Below are 16,389 nucleotides of genomic sequence, written 5' to 3'. Positions count from 1 at the left end.
ATTACCCGACTTTTTGTTTATTCGTATGCGAGAATAACGCGCCGAATATGTGGCTGGGAAGCGCACTTCCCAAGCACCACGTAAAATCGAACACATGGAGTTGAACGAATTGCCCCAGATGGATCCGCGTGCGCTGAAGGCCACGTCTGTCAAAGCCGAAGACGAACACGCCGATTCAGCGGAACCGCAAGCACTGAAAATCACCGCCGCCAGCTCGAACCCAAAGATGTTCACGCTGCCCTGGCACAAGCCCTTGGCCACCTGGCCTAAGGACCTGCTGGCCAACCTGCCGCGAGGCATCTCCCGCCACGTCGTGCGATTCGTGCACGTGGGCGACGAGGTGTACGCCATGAAGGAGATCACGCGCCAGGTGGCCGAGCGAGAGTACGAGATCCTGCGTCGACTGCAGAAGCTCGAACTGCCAACTGTGACCCCGATCGCCGTGGTCATCGGCCGTCATACCCGTGAAGGGGAGCCGCTGGAGGCGATTCTGGTCACCCGGCACTTGAAGTTCTCGCTGCCGTACCGTGCGTTGTTCGCCCGCAACCTGCGCCCGGACACCGCCGAACGACTGATTGACGCCCTCGCCGTGCTGCTGGTGCGCCTGCACCTGGCCGGCTTCTACTGGGGCGATGTGTCCCTGTCGAACGTCCTGTTCCTGCGCGACGCCGACGCTTTCTCCGCCTTCCTGGTGGACGCCGAGACCGGTGACCTGCAAGCCCAGCTCACCGACGGCCAGCGCGAATACGATATCGACTTGGCCCGCACCAACATCATCGGCGAACTTATGGATTTGGCGTCCGGCAAGCTACTGCCCGGCGACGTGGATGAGATCGAGGTGGGCAACCGCCTAGTCGACCGCTACCACTCGCTGTGGAGCGCCCTGACCGACACCGACAAGTTCAACCCGGACGAAATGTGGAAGATCGAGCAGCGCGTCAACAAGCTCAACGAGCTGGGCTTCGACGTGGACGAGCTGGAAATGAAGACCGCCGAGGACGGCAAGCGTGTGCTGGTCCGCCCGCGCGTGGTGGACGCCGGCTACGCCAACCGCAAGCTGCTGCGCCTCACCGGCCTTGACGTGCAGGAGAACCAGGCCCGTCGTCTGCTCAACGACCTTGACGCCTACCGTGCCTCCACGTGGCGTGAGGGCGAGGATCTGGAAATCGTGGCCACCGACTGGATGCGTGAGGTGTTCGAGCCGACCGTGCGTATGATTCCGCGCGAATATCGCTCCCAGATCGAGCCTGCTCAGTTCTTCCATGAGGTGCTTGACCATCGCTGGTTCCTGGCGGAGAAGGCCGGCCACGACGTGCCGATGGGCGAGGCCGTGACCAGCTACATCGACAACGCTCTGCCGAGCTACAGCCTTGACTCCAAGGCACTCGCCGAACTTAACGAAGAGGCCGATTCCGGCGTCATTGACGACGAATCCACCTACAGCGACCCGGACGACGACGGCTACAACCCCGATGACGATCCGGATGCGGCAGTGTGGAGTCATTAAGCGGACAATCCGGTGGACTGTCTGTAGGTGAGCCCATCACACAAAGAAGCCCCTCAAATAGAGGGGCTTCCGTGTATGTACAACCTATTACGGCCTCAAGCGACAATCACTCCGCCGCAGCCTTGCGCCGTGCGTTGGACACCGCGTACAGGCTGATACCCGCCGCCACTGAAGCGTTCAGCGACTCAACAGACGAGCTGATCGGGATGCCGGCAATCGCGTCGCAGGTTTCGCGCACCAGTCGGCCCAAACCGCTGCCTTCCGAACCGAGCACTACAACGAGCGGATCGGATTCAAAGCCAGTCTCGCCGACGAGCTTATCGCCGCCACCGTCAAGGCCGACAACGTAGTATCCACGCTCCTTCAAGCCCTCAAGTGCCTTAGTCAGGTTCACCACGCGCGCCACCGGCATATGCGCGGCCGCACCGGCAGACACCTTCCAAGCGGCGGCGTTCACTGAAGCGGAACGGCGTTCCGGCAGAATCACACCATTGGCACCGAATGCGGCCGCCGAACGAATCACGGCACCCAGGTTCTGCGGATCGGTCACGCCGTCCAATGCGATAAACAGCGGTCGCGCAGCAATACGGGCGGCCGCCGAATTCGCGGCCTCCATTGCCTTGGCCTTCTTCTCAGCACGATCGGCCAGCTCGTTCAGCGAGGAGTACTGGAACGGATCGACCTTCAGAATCACGCCCTGATGGTTGCCAGAGCGGGCGATACGATCCATCTCCAGACGATCGGCCTCCAGCATGTGCAGGCCGTTCATACCAGCGATTTTCACGATTTCGCGAGTACGATCGTCATGTTCAATACGAGACATGATGTACAGCGTGGAAGAAGGTACGCCTACGCGCAGTGCTTCCAGCACGGAATTACGGCCGTACACCAGATCCGAAGTATCCGCCGAAGCGAACTTGTCCACTCGACGGCGGGCTGCCAGACGCGGGTCGGCCATCTGCCGACGTTCGGCCGCTTTCTTGGCCTTGTACGCCTTGTGATAGACGCGGTCCTCGGCCTTGGGAGTGGGGCCGTAGCCCTTCAGTTTGTTGCGATGCTTGCCACCCGACCCCTTGGTCGGTCCTTTTTTGATAGCCATAGGTGCTATTGTCCCAGCACCCCGCGCCAAAACGCGGCTATTCCGCCGTCGGTAGCCGGTAAGGTATTGAGAGTGAAGAAGCAGCGTATGATATTCGGACTGTCCCTGCTGTATTGGGGATTATGGTTGGCGATTCTGATTCTGTGGATGGGTCGCTTCGTGACCTCATTCTTGTCGATATATTTGGTTTCCGCGCTGCGCCTCGATGAGGGTGTGGTGGGCACAGTCGTGGCCATGTACGGCTTCGGCGCAATCATCGGCTGCCTGTTCGGCGGTACCTTGTCCGACAGATTCGGCCGCCAATCCATGATTATCATCGGCGAAATCGGCGCAGCGGCTGCCCTGCTGGTCGTTTCCGTACTCACTGATCCTGTGTCTTTAGGCGCGGCTCTGTTCGTCTATGGTGCGTTCGCCTCGCTGCCCAGCCCGGCCATCGCCGCGTATATCGCGGATGTGGTGCCTGCCGAACGTCAGCAACGTGCATACGTACTGCAATCGTGGGCGATTAATTTTGGGTACGCGATTGGACCGATTGTGGCCAACCAGCTGGTCAAGATCTCGTATTCGCTGATGTTCTACGTTGAAGCGGCGGTGATGATAGCCGTCACGATATTGCTGATTGCGTTCTTCCGCGAGGTGCGGCATTTGGGGATTACTGTATCGGTGCCAAGTGCGGTGCGCCATGAAGACGAATGCAGTGTTACCCATGCGGAATTCGCCGGCATTGAGAGGCCGAATCACTCGGATGCCGCACCGGCTGCCAGTGTCAAGGGCGCCATGTCTCGCAATTGGCGGCGCGTGCTCACCGATACTCCATTCCTCGGCTTCTCCCTGCTGATGTTCGGCTACTTCCTTGTGTACTTCCAAAGCACCTCCGGCCTGCCCATTGCCATGACGGACCTTGGTCTAGGGCTGGGCGAGTATTCGGTGCTGCTCACCATCAATGGCGGTATGTTGTGCCTGCTACAGATTCCCGCGATGAAACTGTTCGCGCGCATGGGCAATTCACGCGTGCTGGTGATGGGCCTCGCCGTAACCGTCATCGGCTATGCGGTGCAGGCCGCGGCCCATTCTTGGGGCGGATTCGCGCTTGCCGTAGTGCTGTGGACGCTGGGTGAGCTGGGCACATTCCCTATCGCCACCACTACGGTTGCCGCCATGGCACCCGCGTCGGCGCGTGGCACGTATCAGGGCGTCTACAACGTAGTGTGGTCGGTGTCGGTTGCGCTGGCGCCGCTGATTGGTGGCTGGACTATCAGCAACTTCGGCGGTCGAACGCTGTGGATCGCCTGCACTGTTGTGTTGATTGCCGTGACCCTCGGTCTCAAGCTCACCAAAGGCTCGCGCGACCGCGCCATGGCCCGCAGTCTTCACGATTCGCTGTAAGTGTTATTCGGTTTGGAGATACGGGCAAGACCGCATATGGCGAGTGGTTCTTATCGAGAACTATTCTCTGCGCGTATGATGTATGGCATGCAATACATTCAACAAACCATCGTTGGCATTGATGGCAGCGAGGCGCGATTCTTTGGCTATGTGGCCGACAACAGCGAGGAGATGGAACCGGACCGTATACGCCCGGCCATCCTGATTTTGCCTGGCGGCGGCTACGCCATGACTTCTGACCGCGAAGCCGAGCCAGTGGCCATGCAATTCCTGGCCAAAGGCTTCGCCGTATTCGTGCTGCGCTATTCGGTGCAGCCCAGCCGCTATCCGGTGGCTTTGCTGGAGGCTGCCGAGGCAATGCGCCTGATTCGCGCCAATGCGGATCAGTGGCATGTAAACCCCGCGCAAGTGGCCGTACTCGGCTTTTCCGCAGGCGGGCATCTGGCCGCCAACCTCGCCACCTCGGTCGGCGACGAAGACATCCGCGAACAGGGCGGCATAGACCCGGACGCCGTGCGCCCGAACGCGCTGATGCTCTCGTACCCAGTAATCACCGCCGGCAAGTACGCCCATCGCGGCAGCTTCCAATGCCTGCTAGGGGACCAAGCTCACAATCAGGCTTTGCTGGACAAGTTCTCCATCGAAAAGCACATCGATGCCAAAACGCCACCCGTCTTCGTCTGGCATACCATGACCGACGACGCCGTGCCCGTGGAGAACACGCTAATGCTCATCCAGGCCTGCCGGGCCGCCGGCGTGAGCATTGAGGCGCACCTGTTCCCTGAAGGCAGCCACGGCCTGTCCTTGGCCAATGCGGAAACTGCCGGTAACGGCTTCTATGCGCACATCGTCGAATGCGTGCAGTGTTGGCCTGATTTGGCTGAGGCCTGGTTGCGTCGCCTGTTCTAGGCAAAACGCTATTACGCTGTGCGCCAAGTGCGCCACGCGGTTATGGAATAATGGCAATCGTATGCATCGGCAGCAGTTGCGCCGGTGTCCATAACCGCGCAGTCCTGTGCGTCCAGCCGGGAGAGAAAACCCGGCAGCGGCCGCAAGGCTGACTACTCCGCGGCAATACCAAGGAGAACATTATGGATGATCTCAAAGATCAATCCGCAGTGTCCACGACCGCAACGAACGGGGTCGTGGAATCGGAAGAGGTGCGCGCACAGGAAGCGCTATTGGGGGATACCGATCCAAGTCTGACCAGCGCCGACGACGTGGCCAAAGCCCTGAACGTCGACCCATCCCACGGCCTGAGCGAGGAAGAAGCCAAGCGCCGACTGGCCAAATTCGGCCCGAACGAGCTCGCCAGCGCCCCGCCCGTACCGAAATGGAAGAAATTCCTGGCCCAATTCCAAGATCCGCTGGTCTACCTGCTGATCGCGGCCACTATTATCTCGGTGATCGCTTGGTTCATCGAAAAAGCCAATGCGCAGCCCGGCGCGGAAGGCGGCGAAGTGCTGCCGTTCGACGCCATCGTGATCATCTTGATCCTGATTGTCAATGCTGTGCTCGGCTATATGCAAGAAGCCAAGGCCGAGGCGGCCGTCGAAGCGCTCGCACAAATGACGGCCCCGCAGACCTCGGTGCTGCGCGATGACAAGGTCATGCGCATCAACACCGCCGACGTGGTCCCCGGCGACATCATCGTCCTTGCGGAAGGCGATTCGGTCTCCGCTGATGGCCGACTGGTCAACGCGGCCAGCCTGCGCATCGCCGAGGCTTCACTGACCGGCGAATCCGTGCCGGTTGGTAAGAAGCCGGACACACTCACCGAAGCCAAGGCGCTGGGCGACCGTGCCAACATGATCTTCAACGGCACTTCCGTGACGCAAGGCACCGGCCGCGCAATCGTGACCGGCACCGGTATGAACACGCAGGTCGGCAAGATCGCCGACATGCTCTCCGCCACCGAAGATGAGAAAACCCCGCTGCAAAAGGAGATGGATTACGTCTCCAAGATCCTCGGCATTGCGGTGTGCGTCATCGCTGTCGTGGTGCTGGTGGCGCTCGCCGTGCTGGAAGGCTTCAACGACGTCCATGACGTGATTGATTCCTTGCTGTTGGCCGTCTCGCTGGCTGTGGCCGCCGTGCCGGAAGGCTTGGCCGCCATCCTGACCGTGGTGCTGGCGCTTGGTGTGCAGCGTATGGCCGCGCACAACGCCATCGTCAAGAAACTGCATTCGGTGGAGACCTTGGGCTCCGCTTCCGTGATCTGCTCGGATAAGACCGGTACGCTGACCCGCAACGAGATGACCGTGGAGCGCGTGGTCACCCCGTCCGGCGCAGTGCAGATCACCGGCACCGGTTACGCGCCGGAAGGCCGCATGGTTATGACCGGTGGCGTCAGTCCTGAATCCGAGCAGGCCCAGATTGTGGCCGATGAAGTCGTCGCCACGCTTGTGGCCGGCACGCTCGCGAACGACGGCGAACTACGCGAGGAGAACGGCCGTTGGGAGATTGTGGGCGACCCCACCGAAGTCTCGCTGATCGTGGCCGCACGCAAGGTCAAGGCCGATCGCAAGATCAAGCGCTACACGCGCGTTGGCGAGATTCCGTTCACCTCCGAACGCAAGCGCATGTCCATCATCGCCAAGGACAGCACCGATTCAGACAAGCTCACCGTGTTCGCCAAGGGCGCGCCCGACGTGCTGTTGAGCTACTGCACGCGCATCCGCGTGGGTGGTCAGGTCCGTAAGCTCACCGAAGGCGATCGCCAGTCGATTCTCGCCACCGTCGAACGTCTCTCCTCCGAGGCCTACCGTACGCTTGGCGAGGCCTGCCGTCCGCTGGAAACCAGTTCTTTGGCTGATGTGCCCGGTGTAAGCGTCAACGCCGCAGGCCAGGTGTCCGACATCGCCGATCAGGCCGAAGCCATCGAAACCGATCTCATCTGGAATGGCATGGTCGGCATTATCGATCCGCCGCGTACTGAGGTGCGCGACTCCGTGACCGAGGCCCATCGTGCCGGCATCCGCACGGTGATGATCACCGGCGACCACCCGCTGACCGCCGCCCGCATCGCCTCCGACCTTGGCATCATCGCCAAGGACGGCAAGGCCCTGACCGGCGACCAGCTCGACCAGCTGCCCGATGAGGCCGCACTCGACAAGGCCACGTCCGAAGTGTCCGTGTACGCGCGCGTGGCCCCCGAGCACAAGCTCAAGATCGTCGAATCCTTGCAGCGTCAAGGCAACATCGTGGCCATGACCGGCGACGGTGTGAACGACGCCCCGGCAGTCAAGTCCGCGGACATCGGCGTGGCCATGGGCATCACCGGCACCGAAGTGACCAAGCAGAGCGCCAAGATGATTCTGGCGGACGACAACTTCTCCACCATCGTGGCCGCCGTACGCGAGGGTCGCGTGATCTTCGACAACATCCGCAAGTTCCTGCGCTACCTGCTGAGTTCCAATGTGGGTGAGGTGTTCACCGTGTTCCTCGGTGTGGTGTTTGCCGGCTTCCTCGGCATCCGCCAGCCGGAAACCGTAGGTGTCACCGTGCCGCTGCTCGCCACACAGTTGCTGTGGATCAACCTGCTGACCGATGCCGCGCCGGCGTTGGCTATGGGCGTGGACCCGCAGACCGACGATGTGATGGGTCGTAAACCGCGTAAGGTGACGGACCGCGTGATTGACGCCTCCATGTGGGGCGACATCATCTACATCGGCGTCATCATGGCCATCGTCACGCTGATTGGTATGGACATGCACCTGTCCGGCGGCTTGTTCACCGACCGCTCGGTGGATGCCATCGGCCATGAAGCGCAGATGACCGAGGCCCGTACGATGGGCTTCACGATTCTGGTGTTTGCCCAGCTATTCAACGCGCTGTCCTCCCGTTCGCATCTGCAGTCCGCATTCGTGGGTCTGTTCTCCAACAAGTGGCTATGGGGTGCGATTGGTTTGTCCGTGGCGCTGCAGCTCGTGGTGATTTACGTGCCGTTCCTCAACGGTCCGTTCGGCACCGTGGCATTGAGCCCGATGGCTTGGGTGGAATGCATCTGCCTGGCCGCAATCGTGCTGATTGCCTCCGAACTGCGCAAGATTGTGCTACGCGCGATGGCCAAGCGTTAAGCCATCGCAATAGCCCTGATTGTGGGCATATAGCAGTGGGCCGGGCTCTGGTATTCAGAGCCCGGCCCACTGCTATATCCAAACGGCTCCTCATGGGGCGGTAACTATCCCATGGGGCGGTCGCTGAAAACGGCATTATTCCGCGAAAAAGGAAAATATGCTAACCGCCCCATGGGGAGTTACCGCCCCATGGGAAACAGGAGAACGCTGCAGACCTCAGTTGTTGCTGCCGTCAGTGCCGTCAGTAGAGGTGGAGTTGTCGCCGCCGTTATTGTTGTCGCTATTGTTGGACTCGTCTTGAGACTTCTGCTGTGCCTCTTGGTCAGCCTTCTGCTGAGCCTCTTCCTGAGCTTGCTTGGCGGCATCTGCCTGCTGCTTGGCCTGCATCGAGGCGGTGACGTCGGACTCGGCCTTCTGCAGTTTAGAAATCGCATTATTGACGTCGGATTCGGACGGACTGGTCCCGTTCATCACCGTATTGGCCTCGGTGATGGCGTTTTGCAGCGCGGTGCGGGTGTTTTCATCGGCCACACTGCCCGCGGAATTATCCAGCGTGCCCTGCGCCTGCGAAATAGCCGAGCTCAGGTTCGATTTCAGTGTGTTGGTATCGGCCGTCGCCTTTGAAGTATTAACGGCCTTGATCGCGTTGTTGATGGCATCCGTCTTGTCAGCCATGTCGCTGGCATCATTCTGCAGCTCTTTAGTGTGAGACTTCAACTCAGTGGCGTTGAGGTTGGAATCGCACTTGGCGGTGTCAGCCGGATTGCCGGCGTCTTGCAACGCCTGATTCAGCGTGGTGAGCGTATTGGCATCGGCCACATCGCTGGTGGATGTTTGCGCGCTGGTTTGGCCATTGGATATGGCGGTGGTGAGCTTCTTCTGAGCATTCGTGTACTGCTTGGCCGCTACCTTGCACTCGGCCAATGCCACGGCTTGGCTCGCCTTGCTGCTGTTGGAATGCCACCAGAGCAGGCCGGCGACAACCAGCGCTATCACGGCGACTACTGCTACGGCAATGCTGACGATCTTGCGGGTGTTCTTTTTGCCGCTACCGCCGTGACGAGGCTCGGCGCCATCGGAATCGTCCTCATCGGAGACCTGATCCAACGGAATGGAGGGAGGCATCACAGCAGGCTGAGCCTGTGCCGAAGCGGCCAGGGCGGCCGGTTGGAACACCTGTGTGGCTGCAGCATCATCGGCAGACGCTACTTGCGTTGCCGGCATGGCAACGGTCTCACCGGATACGGTGGATGATGCGCCGTATGCCTGTGTGGCCGCGGTTTCGGCATTCGGCATGGCCTGAGCTTCGAAAGGCTGTGTTGCCATGACCTGATCAGGCTGGAACGCTTGTGTTGCCTCGGCATCTACCGCAGGCTGCTCGGCCTGATTGGGTTGGAACGCCTGTGTCGCGGCGTTTGAAGCTACCGAAACAGGCGATGTCGCCGGTGCCGCTGGTGCGGCTGGTGCTGCTGGCGTCACCGGCGCTGTCGGTTCCACCGGGCGGAAGCTTTGCGTCGTCTGATCCCAAACGTATTGCTGCTGGCCGGGCACAGCGGCGATTGGTGTTTCGGATACTACTGGCTGCGTGGCTGCCGCCGGCTGTGGTGCTTGTGCGGCAACCGCAGCTAGGAATTGCGGCGAGAACGGTTGCGTCATGGCCGGATCGATGGGCTGCGTCGGCTGAGCGGCTTGTACGGTCGGCACAGCTTGCGTGGGTTGTGAGGCATACGCTACTTGCGCGGGCTGCACAAACTGTGTGGGCTGTGTGGGCTGCGCAGACTGCACAGACTGCGGGAACTGCAGAGCCGGTGTGGCTTGTGCCGTGGGTTCTGTGCTATATGCTGCCGTCTCTTGCCCGGGAATCGGAGGAACCGTTGGCCTGACCGGCTTTTCGGGCTGCTGGAAGTCGAACTGGAACCCGCCATCGCTGTTGGTCATGACATCTCCTTGGGATTAAGCAAATGGCCGGCATCCGCCGGCCGAATGGTACGTCGCAACGCTCAGTCGTCGATGTGCGCGCGGTAGAAATTCTCGTAGGAACGGCTCGGCGTCGGACCCCGCTGGCCCTGATAATGCGAGCCGGTGCCCTTGGAGCCATAAGGGTGCTCAGCGGGCGAGCTCAGCTGGAAGAAGCACATCTGGCCGATTTTCATGCCAGGCCATAGTTTGACCGGCAACGTCGACACATTAGACAGCTCAAGCGTAATATGCCCCTCGAAACCGGGGTCAATGAAGCCCGCAGTCGAATGGGTGAGAATCCCCAATCGGCCCAGTGAGCTCTTGCCTTCCAGACGGGCGGCAATGGACGGGTCCAACTTGACGTATTCCCACGTGGAACCCAGTGCGAACTCGCCAGGGTGCAAAATCCACGGTTCGTCGGGAGCCACCTCGAACTGTTCGGTGAGCGCGCCTTGGTTTTCCGCCGGATCGACATAGGTGTAGGCGTGGTTATTGAACAAACGGAAGTACCGATCCAATCGCACGTCGATGGAAGCGGGCTGCACCATTTCGGGGGTCCACGGATCAAGTGAGATATGACCTGCGGACTGTGCGGCGAGAATGTCGCGGTCGGACAGCAGCATGTGAAAAACTCCTTGGGCAAATAAATACTGCCTTCAAGTCTAGCGCCTTGGGCGGAAACGTGAGAGGCTCCTCACGCTTCCGCGGTCCATCAATCGCAAGTATTCTCAGGTTTTTCTCAGAGAAACTTAGAGGTAGACCCAGAAAGCAGTGGTTATATAAAAGATGTCAGCGGAAAGCTGATCAGGAGCCGCAGCAGTTCCCGACAATTGAACCCCCTTTCTTCTTCTCTCTCCTTTCTCTCCCCGGCGGGCAACCGCCGGGGTTCTTTTTGTGCCCTGAATCATTCCCCCGAATGACCGCCATTCCCAAGCCATAGCGGTACACTAGCTGTGTAATCGGCAGGAAGGGGGCACCGATGGCCCGCAACGATGAGGACTACGATTTCTTCGGCGATGGTCAGTATGACGATTCGCGCAGCTCACGTCGTGCACAGAATCGACGCCCATCCAGGCGGGATGCCGGCCGGCGATTCGCCGCTACAAAAGCCAGCAGCCCAACGTCGATATTGTGCCGCAGACTTGCCGTTGTCAGCGGACTGCTAGCCGTCGTGGTATCGGCCACCTCGGCGGTTCATGAGATCGCGCCTTACGCCATTTCCTTTATGACGGCAGTGCCAGGACGATACATTGCGTTGACGGCGGCGGTGCTTATCGGCATCACCCTGATTCTGGTCATCGCTGCGCGAGTCACCATGCCTCGGTACGCCACTCACGGGGGAGTGGGCGCGGGCGGCATCATCGCACTGGTGTGCGCCATAGTTTGCTTGGTTATCGGCGTGGCCGTGGGCGTATTGTTCCCGGAAGGACTGATTCAGCAGTCGAACGACAAGGCACCCGTCGAAGATACCGCACAGATGGAGCAAGGCATCGAACAAGCTGCCGGCGCGTGCAAAGAAGGATGGCAGGGGCTTGATACGGGCGGTTTGCCGGGCATCACCACCGTACAGATGTGCACTGATCCGAGAGTGGCCTTCGTATCCTTTGAATCGGAATCGTCCGCAGCCATCAGCCGGGCACCTATCGAAAGCAAGATTTCCGAACTGCTGAGCCAATACGCTGATAATGAGCAAACGAAAGGTGATTGGCGATTGCTGAACGGCAAACGCTGGATGGTGTTCGGCGAGGCCAGCAAGATGACCGCACTGCAGCAGCAGTGGGGCGGCGAACTTGAGACAATCACCGCAGCCGCAGATACCGCAGACAGCGGTAACGCCTGACAGATTGCCGGTATCCCTTGAAAAGTCCCAAGGCGATTCGGCGCGGATTACCCAATGTGATTGAAATCATGGTCCATCGTTTTCCGCACAGCGCGCAAGACCTCTATATTGGAATGGTATGAGCAAAGAAGCGAATGCCAGCCAGCCTCTGATCGGCCGCGAATCCACCACTGTGCCCGGACGTTTTGGCGAGCCACTCACCGTGGAACACAGCGTCACCTCGCGCGGCGGCTTCGACCAGCATGCCACGCATCCGCTGTTCCTGTGCCTGCATGGATGGGGATCCAGCGAAGAAGACATGGCGGACATCATGCGCCTCATCGCTCCATATAACGACTTCGTGGCACTGCGCGGGCCGCTGACACTCGCGCCGGCCCGTGAAGGCAGTCCCGACCCCGGCAACTACGCGTGGTTTCACGATGCCCTGCCTATCGGCGATGATCGTGACTACGACGCGTATGCCGCCGCCACAGCAGTCGACCGATGGGTGGCCGACAACATTCCCGCCGACCGTGACGTGGTGCCGCTTGGGTTTTCGCAAGGTGGGCTGGTCGCCGTGCATTTGTTGCGCATCAACCCCGAGCGGTACCGGGCCGTCGTCTCCCTGTCCGGCTTCAACACACCCGGTCAGGTGCCCGGCACGGCCCCCGCCGACTCTCGCCTGGCCGATTACGATATCCCCGTGTTCTATACGTACGGCAAGAACGATGGCGTAATCCCAAAATACGAACTGTTCGCCACCGCCGCTTGGCTGGAAGAGCATACGTGGCTGAAAACCAAGAGCTACCACGGTCTGGATCACAATGTGAGTCTTGAGGAGTTCGCCGATTTACGCCAGTGGCTACTTGACAACGACATTACTTCTGGCGTGCTGTAGTCAGCCGCCATTACTGGAATTGGCGCGGCCGTCGCAGCAATCGGACATCGAGGGCGCTTGTGGCTGACTCGGTCATAGACTGTTCTCCCATGAGCGAAGTGAGCACTGCAAGTACTACTGCACATACTGAAGAGAATCATGTGGACGAGTCCCCGCGCGGCATCGCGGTTATGGTTGTGGTGGGCGTGTTGGTCGGGCTGTTGTCCGGACTGTTTGGCATTGGCGGCGGCACCATCATCGTGCCCGCGCTGGTCTGGCTCGGCCTGACCCAGCGGCATGCGGCCGCCACTTCGATGTTGGCGATTGTGCCCACCTCGGTGTCTGGTGTTCTGGCCTATGCGGTTGAAGGCAATGTGGATTGGATTGCCGCGCTGCTGATGTTCCTGGGCATGTTCATCGGCGGTCAGATTGGTTCGCTGCTGTTGTCCCGACTGCCGGAAGTCGTGCTGCGCTGGGCGTTCGTGGTGTTTATGGCGTTTATCATCGCGAGCCAGCTTATTTTTATACCTTCGCGTGATTCGTCAATCGAATTTAATCTGGTTACTGTCTTGCTGATGATTGTTTTCGGCGTGCTCGCCGGTATTTTGGCTGGCTTGCTGGGTGTGGGCGGCGGCGCGATTTGCGTGCCGGCTTTGTCGATCCTGTTTGGCGCGTCCGATTTGATCGCGCGTGGTACTTCGCTGTTGTCCATGTTCCCGAATGCCATGACCACCACCGTGGCCAATGTGCGCCGCAAAATGGTGCATGCCAAAGCCGGTCTGATTATCGGCATCGTGGCGGCACTGACCGCACCGCTGGGCACTTGGATTGCCGGGGCCATGAGCCCGCGTGCCGGCGGAATACTCTTCGCAACCTATCTGACGGTTCTGCTGATTCGCAGCATCTGGGTAGCCCTCAAAGTCACACGGGAATAGCAATCCCCAACTTGGCTCCCCTCAGAGAAGGGAGCCAGGGAAACTAGATGCCGGAATCAGCGTCCACTTGCATAACGTAGATGTTGCGCCTCAGGGAGCGGGCTTGGGCTCGGTTGATGTCGCCGGCTTCGTACATGTCCTGAATCATACCGAGTTCGATACCGTAGCTCTCGCGCTTTACGTCCTCGACCTGCGTGATGGTTTCCGTAGTGCCGCTCATGGTCGGACGTGCCTGCAATGAAGCCTCGGCACGACGATAATCCAGCAACAGTGCCGAACAATGCTCGGTGTTGTACGTATCCTGGCCCATCTCGTCAATAAGCCGACCGATAACATGATGAATCGCCTCGACCTGCAGTTCGCGGGTGCGCGCGAAAATCTGGTCCTCGCTCACCAATGGTGTGGTATGGCGAATCTTGGACACCGTGCGTTTGGCGTAATTGCTCATCTGCCGCTGGAACATGCGTAAGCGACCGCGAATCTGCGATACCGCATGCCCCGAAGTCGGATCAGTGGAAGTGTGACGCAGCGTATTCATAATCTGGTCAAGCATGCGCTCGCAGGCTTCGACGTTCAGCTCTTGCGTGGCCGTATCCGCCGCCGGATGCGCCTTGGTGTCGGCAAGTCGGTCGCGCACGAATTCCTTTTCCCAATGCAGCGCTTCGATCTGCAATTGCTCGAATCCCTGAGGATCGGTATCGCCGATGCGCTGCTGCAATCGTCCGATGCGCTTGGTGTATTGGTCGATTACCATCAGAATCGCACGGCGATTCTCTGGCGTGATGCGTCCGGTCAATTCCTCCACCGTGGCGCGTAACACATCGATGGTCACCGGAATCATTTCCGCGCTGGGATCCTTGCCACGGTTCGGGGCCAATAGCGGTAACAGGAAGTTGGCCAGCAGCAAGGTCACGATAATCACGCCTGACGCAATGAAAATCAGCTCGTCACGCATCGGGAACGGCGCACCGCCGGCAATGTAATACGGGATGGTAAACATCAATGACAGCGTGATGGTTCCCTTGGGGCCGCCAAAGGTCATCACTGCGGCCGAGCGCCAGCGTTCGGGTGTCATTTTGCGGCGCTGGCCGGTGATTGTATCTCGCGCAACGCGCAGCATGGCCGCAATCCAGAAGAATCGAAGCGCGATTACCACCAGAGTGACCAGCAGAATAATGCCGATCAGCACGGTATTGCTGATATACGGGTCAGACCAGCTGGCCCTCATGGCGCGCGGCAGCTGCATGCCCAGAAGAATGAACACCGCACCGTTGAGCGAGAAACTCAGCACACCCCATACTGAAGTGGAAACGATATTCGTACGTGCCACATTCGGCCCCACGCCGGTGCGGTCGAATCGGATGAACAGGCCAGCGGCCACCACCGACAGAATGCCGGACACATTGAATTCCTCCGCGCCCAAATACAGCAGGAAGGGCAGGAACAGTTCCATCAGAATACGTGTGGTAGTGGTTTCCCAGCCGAGGGATCGCACGGTCTCGAATAGCCAGTTGGCCGCTGCTGCTATCACCAGGCCAAATAAGGTGCCGCCAAAGAAGGAGATCACGAATTCGCCGGCGGCCTGCCCCACGGCGAATTCTCCAGTGAAGGCGGCGGCCAGAGCGAACTGGAAGCCGACGATGCCGGAAGCGTCATTGAAGAGTGATTCGCCTTTCAGCACGCTGCGCTGACGCTGCGTCAGCGAGGCTTCTTTACCGAGGGAGCTGACGGCCACCGCATCGGTCGGGCCGAGTGCCGCGCCGAGTGCTAAGGCTGAGGCTAAGGTGATGGACGGCCAGACGGCATGCAAAGTGAATCCGACCGCCGCCATCGTGACGATAGCCAGTCCGATAGCCAGCGATAGGCTCAGATCCAGCGTTTTCAGCAACGCCGACTTATCGATTTCGTGGGCTTCCAAATACAGCAATGGCGCGATAAACAGCACCATGAACAGTTCCGGGTCGAGCGTTGCATTCGGGAAAAACGGCAGATACGTAACCAGCACGCCCAGCACAATCTGGACCAGCGGCGTGGAGACTTTGGGCACGAAGCGACTGACAAACGAGCTCACCACCACCGCCGCAATGATGCATAGGATGAGCTCAAATACCGCCATGTTGCCGCCTTCTCCCTTAAATTTTTCTCCACCAAAAGTATATGGGAACCATGAAGAAAACGTTAAGCTTGCGGCCGATTATGCACATCATGAGACGATATGAGAAAAGGCATACACTCGTTGGTATGGAATATGACGAGGCGATGCGCTGCGCACTGGAACTGGCCGGTCAGGCCGCAGCCGCTGGTGACGTACCGGTTGGTGCGGTGGTGCTGGATGCGGCCGGCCAGATTGTCGGGCGCGGATACAACACGCGTGAGGCTGATGGCGACCCGCTTGCCCACGCCGAAATCATCGCCATGCGTCAGGCGGCCCAAGCCTTGGGCGCTTGGAATCTCGCCGATTGCACGCTGGCCGTCACACTTGAGCCGTGCCCGATGTGCGCGGGTGCCTGCATCCAGACCCATATCGGCACCATCGCGTTCGGTGCCTGGGATCCCAAGCTCGGTGCATGCGGTTCGATTTGGGATATTCCGCGCGATCCGCATATCGGCCATAGTCCTGAAGTGCACGGCGGCGTGCTGGAAGGCGAGTGTCAGTCCATCCTGACTGATTTCTTCGCCCAGCGGCGATAGACACGGACGCATTACTTACCTCACGCAACCAACACGC

12 protein-coding genes are annotated in these 16,389 nt (G+C 59.8%); 8 read left to right on the top strand and 4 right to left on the bottom strand.

Features of this window, described 5'->3' with window-relative positions; translation table 11 throughout:
• The first annotated feature begins 94 nt into the window (after window positions 1-94).
• Complete coding sequence (locus tag BLLJ_RS09810) at window positions 95-1,507, top strand: DUF4032 domain-containing protein (protein ID WP_032740914.1); 1,413 nt, start codon at window positions 95-97, stop codon at window positions 1,505-1,507.
• A gap of 106 nt (window positions 1,508-1,613) precedes the next feature.
• Here the strand turns inward: BLLJ_RS09810 and rlmB are convergent, their stop codons facing one another.
• Entirely contained in the window at window positions 1,614-2,606 is a 993-nt protein-coding gene (rlmB, locus tag BLLJ_RS09805; protein WP_007051816.1) for a 23S rRNA (guanosine(2251)-2'-O)-methyltransferase RlmB, read from the bottom strand.
• 72 nt (window positions 2,607-2,678) lie between these two features.
• Here rlmB and BLLJ_RS09800 point away from each other — a divergent pair, with 72 nt between their 5' ends.
• The 3 genes from BLLJ_RS09800 (at window position 2,679) to BLLJ_RS09790 (ending at window position 8,071) form a co-directional block, all read left to right on the top strand.
• On the top strand, window positions 2,679-3,992 hold the full coding sequence (locus tag BLLJ_RS09800) for an MDR family MFS transporter (RefSeq protein ID WP_013583027.1): 1,314 nt from the start codon (window positions 2,679-2,681) through the stop codon (window positions 3,990-3,992).
• A 75-nt stretch (window positions 3,993-4,067) separates the two neighbouring features.
• Complete coding sequence (locus tag BLLJ_RS09795) at window positions 4,068-4,901, top strand: alpha/beta hydrolase (RefSeq protein ID WP_013583026.1); 834 nt, start codon at window positions 4,068-4,070, stop codon at window positions 4,899-4,901.
• Between the two features lie 182 nt (window positions 4,902-5,083).
• Entirely contained in the window at window positions 5,084-8,071 is a 2,988-nt protein-coding gene (locus BLLJ_RS09790; protein WP_013583025.1) for a cation-translocating P-type ATPase, read from the top strand.
• A gap of 216 nt (window positions 8,072-8,287) precedes the next feature.
• Here BLLJ_RS09790 and BLLJ_RS09785 read toward each other — a convergent pair whose 3' ends face one another.
• Window positions 8,288-10,009 (bottom strand): FIVAR domain-containing protein, encoded by a 1,722-nt coding sequence (locus BLLJ_RS09785; RefSeq protein WP_013583024.1) that lies wholly within the window; start codon window positions 10,007-10,009, stop codon window positions 8,288-8,290.
• 62 nt (window positions 10,010-10,071) lie between these two features.
• Complete coding sequence (gene dcd, locus BLLJ_RS09780) at window positions 10,072-10,653, bottom strand: dCTP deaminase (protein ID WP_007051821.1); 582 nt, start codon at window positions 10,651-10,653, stop codon at window positions 10,072-10,074.
• 356 nt (window positions 10,654-11,009) lie between these two features.
• Between dcd and BLLJ_RS09775 the strand changes: the two genes are divergently transcribed.
• From BLLJ_RS09775 to BLLJ_RS09765, 3 genes are all read left to right on the top strand, one after another.
• Complete coding sequence (locus BLLJ_RS09775; RefSeq protein WP_011068622.1) at window positions 11,010-11,870, top strand: hypothetical protein; 861 nt, start codon at window positions 11,010-11,012, stop codon at window positions 11,868-11,870.
• A 118-nt stretch (window positions 11,871-11,988) separates the two neighbouring features.
• Window positions 11,989-12,747: an alpha/beta hydrolase gene (locus BLLJ_RS09770; RefSeq protein ID WP_007056568.1), complete on the top strand. Its 759-nt coding sequence runs from the start codon at window positions 11,989-11,991 to the stop codon at window positions 12,745-12,747.
• An 89-nt stretch (window positions 12,748-12,836) separates the two neighbouring features.
• Window positions 12,837-13,661 carry a sulfite exporter TauE/SafE family protein gene (locus tag BLLJ_RS09765; RefSeq protein WP_016507544.1) on the top strand — a complete coding sequence of 275 codons (825 nt, stop codon included), beginning with the start codon at window positions 12,837-12,839 and terminating at the stop codon, window positions 13,659-13,661.
• Between the two features lie 43 nt (window positions 13,662-13,704).
• Here BLLJ_RS09765 and BLLJ_RS09760 read toward each other — a convergent pair whose 3' ends face one another.
• Entirely contained in the window at window positions 13,705-15,777 is a 2,073-nt protein-coding gene (locus BLLJ_RS09760) for a cation:proton antiporter (protein ID WP_013583022.1), read from the bottom strand.
• A gap of 125 nt (window positions 15,778-15,902) precedes the next feature.
• On the opposite strand from BLLJ_RS09760, the gene BLLJ_RS09755 reads away from it, so the two are divergent.
• Window positions 15,903-16,352 carry a nucleoside deaminase gene (locus BLLJ_RS09755; RefSeq protein WP_007056534.1) on the top strand — a complete coding sequence of 150 codons (450 nt, stop codon included), beginning with the start codon at window positions 15,903-15,905 and terminating at the stop codon, window positions 16,350-16,352.
• Window positions 16,353-16,389: the final 37 nt, after the last annotated feature.

Source organism: Bifidobacterium longum subsp. longum JCM 1217, from assembly GCF_000196555.1.
Classification (GTDB): Bacteria; Actinomycetota; Actinomycetes; order Actinomycetales; family Bifidobacteriaceae; genus Bifidobacterium; species Bifidobacterium longum.
The sequence above is the reverse complement of the archived record's forward strand: the minus strand, read 5'-3'. Positions and strand labels throughout refer to the sequence as shown.